A 6,113-nucleotide genomic window follows, 5' to 3' on the forward strand; every position below is an offset into this window, starting at 1 on the left:
ATTTTTTACACTTCTATTACTTCTTTATCGCACATTAGCAGATTCGCAAGGGTTATCAGGCGCTGAAGTAGTTTCGTCGGTTTCGGTCCATCGAAATAGCCCTTTCCGTCAAATAGAGATACGAGCTCCTTGGCGCCTTCCTGGCTGTGACCCACTTCTTTGTAAAACATGATTGAAGTTGGAGCCATTCCATCATATTTGAGCTCTGTTAGGAAACGCTTGATGCAAGGGACGCTGTCGCCGTTTGGGCCAAACCAAATGCGGTTATCCTGGAGTCTCTCGCGAAACGCGTTTCGCGAGAGCCTCCAGCAGCGTCCTGCTGGAGGCTCTACAACACGCCCCGAGGGCGTTGTGATTGGATAGTCGGAATCTGGGCTGTAAGTCTTTACACTGAGGTCGCTTGGCTTCCAAACGCCTCGAGGATCGTTGTCTGGATTCTTGTAGCGGGCGTTTGCCTCGTCTGTTCTCGGCAGGCGTCCAATCACAAAGCGCTCAATGGATTTGGCGTATACGAGAACATAATCATGGCTATTTGAAACGTATTTGGCGTCATTCTTGGGCGAGTAAGCTCGTTCCCAGATTAGCTGAGAAACGAAATTTGCCTCTCCGAACACCTCGTCACAGAGGATGCGCAAATTGCGGTCTTCGTTATCGTCAATCGAAATGAAAATGACGCCATCGTCGGTTAGGAGCTCTCGAGCCAGTCTCAACCTAGGGTACATCATCGAGCACCAGTCGCTATGGTAGCGGCCACTTGTGTCGGCGTTGGACTGGCCGGCGAGTCCCGCCTGCTCCTTATAGTTATCGACAGAGTTGCCGAAATTGTCCTTGTAGACAAAGTCGTGACCCGTGTTGTAGGGTGGGTCGATGTAGATCATCTTGACCTTGCCGTGGTAGCCGCGCTGTAGGAGCTTCAGCACCTCGAGATTGTCGCCTTCGATATAAATGTTGTCCGAGTCGAAGGACCCATCCTCTCCATCGCGGCTGCGGCTTTTCTCGATACGGGGACGCAAAGTAGCAGTGCTGGACATCTGCGACTGGCGGATGGCATCGGCCTTGCCGGGCCACGTGAACGCATAGCGCTCCAGGCCCTCGTCTACCTCGTCGCCAAGCTCCAGCCGCAGTTTGTCGAAGTCGATTCCGCTCTCGGAGAACACTTCGGGCATCAGCTCCTTGAGCTTATTCAGGCGGTCGTCAATAAGACTCTCCGATTCAAGAGTCATCTTTTCTATCTCGCCCATGAGGTCTCCTCCTAGGAAAGTTGAGATTTGATTAGTTGAACTATGTAGGGCATGGCGGCAATAAAAACGTCGGTGCCCTTGCCGGCAAGCCAGCTCAGGAGTTTGTCAAGCTTGCTGCCCCGTTTGCTTTTATCTTTTGTGTTGAGATCGCCCATCATCCCTTTGAGCAGCGTCTTCTCGTCATCGGAAAGCGTTGTCTCTGGCAATTTGTCAATCTGTTCAAAGGTTGCCTCTAACGTGACCTGTACGTTGCTCGTGGCGGATGCCGTGAGGCTGACGCTAGCGCCCTGCGCTTCGGCGATTTTCAGCTTACGGAGCTCCTCATCACGGAAATGCTTCAGTTTGTCGATACGTAGTTGCGTCTGTTCATCGTTGAAATCATTGCGATTGGAAGACCCATAGGAATAGGAGGCTAGTCCGTCCGTGTAGGAGTCGTAGCCCCTCGCGTTTGCGTAGACGTAGTCGATTGAGTCGTATACGGCTTTGAGCTCGTCGTCTTTCACGCCCTCTTCAAGAGCTTGCTCCAGTCTCCTGATATGCTGCGTTATAGTTGCGCAGAATGCGGCACCGAACGCTTTGTCGTCTGAGTCTTCCCGCTTTAGGCGCAGCTTCTGGAGAATCATCCCTAGGTCGCTTTTCGAGTAGCGAAATGAGCTTGAGGAATTGATATATTTTAAAGCCTCGGGGTTAGTGTAGTCGAGGTCGAAGACCTGCATGATTTCACGGCAGAGCGCATCAACATCCTCATCTGCAGCATCACTCAAAAGGCGCGCCGCTCGCAAAATATACTCATCTAGAACGGCCATTGCAGATCTCCTTTATCTCATCGGCGACCGCCCTCAGGCGTCGCTCCTCTTCCTTCATTTCCATCCTCAGCTTCGCGGACTCGTTGAGCGTTATGTCCTTCGACCGCCGCTGCTCCTTCAGCCGCTTGACGGAGGCTCCCATCTCATCGTAGCGCGACGTGAGGGCGATCAGCTTTTCCCGGTCTCGAGCGGGGCATACGGGGTAGAACCCCAGGCCGCCAATCGCGCGGGACAGCGCTACGGTGCGCGACAGGTCGACCAGGTACTCCCAGAGGTCGCCCTGCGAGAGCCGCCCGAATGCCAGCGCGCCTAGGAAGTCCGCGTATTCTGAACGGCCAGGATCGAACGCGCCCGTCGACTCGACTCGGTCGACGACCGTCGCGCCCTGCTCGGCCTGGCTCCTCCGCGTGAGGGCGACCGATATGCACGCGCAGCCGCCCGCCTCGACCAGGAGCACCGTCGGGTTCGGGAAGCACTTGTGCACGAGCTCCGCCACCTCGGCCACCGCCATGGTCCCGGCTGTCATCTCGCAACGGAGGAAGACGACGCTCTGCACGTTGCGCTCGTCGTCCTCGTACGGCGGGATGCGCGTCGTGGACTTCTGGACCGTGGCGAAGTGCTCGAGGCGCGCGACCTTGTCGAGCCTCTTCTGCTCGGTCTTGGTGAGCATGGCCTGCTTGACGAGCACCGTCTTGGGAATGCGGCGGCATCCCGCGAGCGCCGCTTCGGGCAGGCGCAGGATTCCGTTCCAGTCGATGCCGCTCATCGCAGCACCGCGAAACATACCAACGAGTAGTCGTTGAAGCCCATGACGGTGCCGCTGCCGACCTCTCCCAGGCTGAACAGGCTCTCGATGCCTTTGTCCTGCTGCGTTCCGGTGATGGCCGCAACGACATCGTCAAGCAGGTCGGTGTAGGCGTCCATCCTCGTCCCGTCGCGGGTCTCGCGGTTGAACTCGCGGCACAGCTTAGCGATGGGCTCGGGATGCCCAGAGCAGACGGCGCGCATGATGTCGAGCGCCGGCTTGGGCTGGGTGTGCTTCGTCATGACCTCGCCGTCGGCCGACACGTACACCACGTAGTACGGGAAGACAGGGTTCGTGTCCCTGGGATCGTTGCCCTCGTCGTTCTGCTTGAGGCAGAAGACCACGCCTGGCTTCACGTCGCTGCGAAGCTCGTCGGGGATGGGGGCCACGGCGTGCAGTCCCGCCGGCGAGTTCTCCAACGCGCCGGGATGCTCCTTGGCGTAGCGCTGGAGCTCCACGCGGAAGTCGTCGAAGGCGAAATCCGTGATCGAGATGCCGCCCGAGATGTCCTCGAGGTCGAGCACCTCGCTCTTGAGCTGCTGGAGCTGCCGGCGACGGTACTTGAGGTCGTTCATCTCTCCATTGCCCTTGGCCTCCAGCACGTTCTCCTCGCCGGTTGCCGACGCGTCGAGCAGCGCCATGCGCCCCTTCACGCGGCCCTCGAGCTGGATGTACTCGTCGAGCGCGATGTCCGGCCAGAAGTTGACCAGCTGGATCTGGGAGTTCTTCGATCCCAGGCGGTCGATGCGGCCGAAGCGCTGGATGATACGCACGGGGTTCCAGTGGATGTCGTAGTTCACCAGGCAGTCGCAGTCCTGCAGGTTCTGGCCCTCGGAGATGCAGTCCGTCGCGAAGACGACGTCGATCTCGCCGAGCTCCCGCTGGCTCTCCGGCAGCTCCTTTGAGACGGGAGAGAACCTCGCGAGGATGTTCTCGAAGGTGGTCCTGGGAAGCTTCAGCGAGTAGGTCCGGTTGGAGCTGCCCGCCACCTCGGCGCACTCGATTCCGAGCTCGCGCTTCAGCCAGGGCGCCAGCTGCTCGAAAAGGTACGCCGTCGTGTCGGCGAACGCGCTGAACACCAGCACCTTGCGGTTGCCGGGGTTGTACGGCTCGCTGACCTTGCCCGCGATGAAGTCGCGCAGCTTCACGAGCTTGGCGTCGCGCTCGGGCGTCACCGCGTCGGCATAGGTTAGCAGGGCCCGGAGCACCTGGATGTCGAAGTCGAGGTCCTGGCCCAGGCGCAGGGCGTCGACGTCTCGCAGGTCGACTCGCACCTTGCCGCCGGCCTCGAACTCCTCGGCATCGTCGTCGTCGAACCCGTCCTCGAGGCCCTCGGTGCCGTAGGCGACCCCCGACGCGTCGGCGTCGAGCCTCGCGCGCAGGTCGACGCAGCCGTCGAGGATTCGTCGCAGCGTGATGCGGAAGCTGTTCACGGAGGACTCCATGCGCTTGAGGACGTTGACGCGCATGAGGTTGGCCACCGCCGTCGTGCGGTGGACCTGGCTCTCGAAGTCCTTGCCCCACGTGTCCCCGTAGCGGTCCTCGTACTTGCGGCGCTGGTCGGCGCGCACGTAGGAGAGCACCTGGTACTGGGCGAACGTGAGCTGGGCGATCATGTCGTTGAGCACGGCAATCGGCGGCAGCTCGCCTTCTAGGTCAATGGGCGTCTGAAACGACAGGGGCGGCCGGCGCGCCGGGAAGGTACCGCTCGCGGCGCCGTAGTACTTCGTGATGTGCTTGCGGCTGCGCGCGATGGTCAGCACGTCGAGCAGCTTGAAGTAGTCGGCGTTCACCGCGTTCACGAAGCTCTCGGTCGTGCGCTCGGAGTCGGAGAGCTTGCTCCACTCGTTGAACCTCTGCTGGGCGACGCGCGTCACGTGGGTGATCGACGGGATGCCATCGGTATCGGCGAGGTACGCGTCGTCTCCCTCGGTGATGAGCTCGATCTGGTTTCGCAGGTCGAGCAGGCGGTTGTTCACCGGGGTGGCAGAGAGCATGAGCACCTTCGTGCGCTGGCCCGACTTGATGACGTCCTCGATGAGGCGCGTGTAGCGGTCGGTCTTGTCCGCGTCGGTGCTCTTGTTCCTGAAGTTGTGGCTCTCGTCGATGACGAGGAGGTCGAAGTGGCCCCAGCGCAGGTGCTCGAGGTCCACCTCGCCGCTCATGCCGTGGTAGCGCGACAGGTCGGTGTGGTTGAGCACCGTGTAGCTGAAGCGGTCGTCGGCCAGCGGGTTGCGGTCGTCGTTGTCCTGCGTCCACAGGGTCCAGTTGTCCCGCAGGCGCTTCGGGCACAGCACGAGGATGCGGTCGTTGCGCTCCTGGTAGTACTTCATGACGGCGAGCGCCTCGTAGGTCTTGCCCAGGCCCACCGAGTCGGCGATGATGCAGCCCTTGTACTTCTCCAGCTTGCGGATGGCGCCCACGACGGCGTCCTTCTGGAAGTCGTAGAGCTTGCTCCAGACCACGGACTCCTCGAACTTGAGGCCGGGGCGGATGCCGTTGTCCTCGTCGTCCTCCATGAAGTCGCGGAACAGGTGGTACAGGGTCAGGAAATAGATGAACTCGGGCGGGTTCTCGCGGTAGAGCGTCTCGACCTGGGCGGCCACCTGCGCGGTGACCTCCTCGACCATGGCAGGGTTGTCCCAGACCGACTCGAACATCATCTTGAGGCCGACGGCCTCGGTCGCGTTCTCGAAATGGCTCACGCAGGTCACGGTTCCCGGACGGCGCTCGTAGCCGAGGCCCTCCTGCGTGAAGTTCGCGGCGGCGCCCATGAAGGCGTGGTCGTCGCCGGATGGGTTCTCCACCACGTAGGTGCCGCCCGGCTGAATGGCGCCGGACGTCTTGGCGGACTTGAAGACGCCCTTCTCGCGGATCCACTCGGCGCATTCGCGGGCGAGCGCGCGTTGGTTTAGGTTGTTGCGCAGCGTGAGCTCGAGCCCCGAGCCGCCGACGCCGACCTCGCGCGCGCGGCGGGCTACCTCGAACTCGCGCGGCTCCTTCGAGTCGGCCATGCGCTTGATGAAGGTGGGCTCGCTGAACAGGAAGCGCACCTCGTCGACCTTGGAGAGCTCCTCTTTGAGCTCCCCGTAGGCGAACACGGTGAAATACGAGCTGATTATCGACAACTTCGCGCCGTCGTCGATGGATTCGCCGAGGGCGTCTCCCAGGCGCTCCGCGCCGACGTTGCTTAGCGACTTCACGCCTCTATGCCCCCTCCTACTATCTTCTTATCGCGTTTTGACTGTTTCAATCGAACCA

The 6,113-nt window shown here is 60.8% G+C and carries 4 protein-coding genes; all 4 read right to left on the bottom strand.

Annotated elements, in window-relative coordinates; translation table 11 throughout:
- Positions 1 to 5 precede the first annotated feature (5 nt).
- Genes DW178_RS06255 through DW178_RS06270 form a run of 4 tightly spaced genes read right to left on the bottom strand, consistent with a single transcriptional unit; the run spans position 6 to position 6,055 of the window.
- Positions 6 to 1,241, bottom strand: a complete 1,236-nt coding sequence (locus tag DW178_RS06255; RefSeq protein ID WP_197702168.1) for a site-specific DNA-methyltransferase — start codon at positions 1,239 to 1,241, stop codon at positions 6 to 8.
- A gap of 11 nt (positions 1,242 to 1,252) precedes the next feature.
- Positions 1,253 to 2,047, bottom strand: a complete 795-nt coding sequence (locus DW178_RS06260; RefSeq protein WP_033499420.1) for a hypothetical protein — start codon at positions 2,045 to 2,047, stop codon at positions 1,253 to 1,255.
- On the bottom strand, positions 2,031 to 2,813 hold the full coding sequence (locus DW178_RS06265) for a DUF4391 domain-containing protein (protein WP_033499419.1): 783 nt from the start codon (positions 2,811 to 2,813) through the stop codon (positions 2,031 to 2,033). The genes DW178_RS06260 and DW178_RS06265 overlap by 17 nt, the downstream gene beginning before the upstream one ends.
- Positions 2,810 to 6,055, bottom strand: coding sequence for a helicase-related protein (locus DW178_RS06270; protein ID WP_033499418.1), 3,246 nt, complete (start codon positions 6,053 to 6,055; stop codon positions 2,810 to 2,812). The genes DW178_RS06265 and DW178_RS06270 overlap by 4 nt, the downstream gene beginning before the upstream one ends.
- Between the last annotated feature and the right edge of the window lie 58 nt (positions 6,056 to 6,113).

The organism is Eggerthella sp. AM16-19 (genome assembly GCF_003474385.1).
GTDB lineage: Bacteria > Actinomycetota > Coriobacteriia > Coriobacteriales > Eggerthellaceae > Senegalimassilia.

Bases quoted from the DNA above. Each gene is read 5' to 3' on its own strand.
- DW178_RS06265 (WP_033499419.1), bottom strand. From the start codon at position 2,813: ATGAGCGGCATCGACTGGAACGGAATCCTGCGCCTGCCCGAAGCGGCG.
- DW178_RS06255 (WP_197702168.1), bottom strand. From the start codon at position 1,241: ATGGGCGAGATAGAAAAGATGACTCTTGAATCGGAGAGTCTTATTGAC.
- DW178_RS06260 (WP_033499420.1), bottom strand. From the start codon at position 2,047: ATGGCCGTTCTAGATGAGTATATTTTGCGAGCGGCGCGCCTTTTGAGT.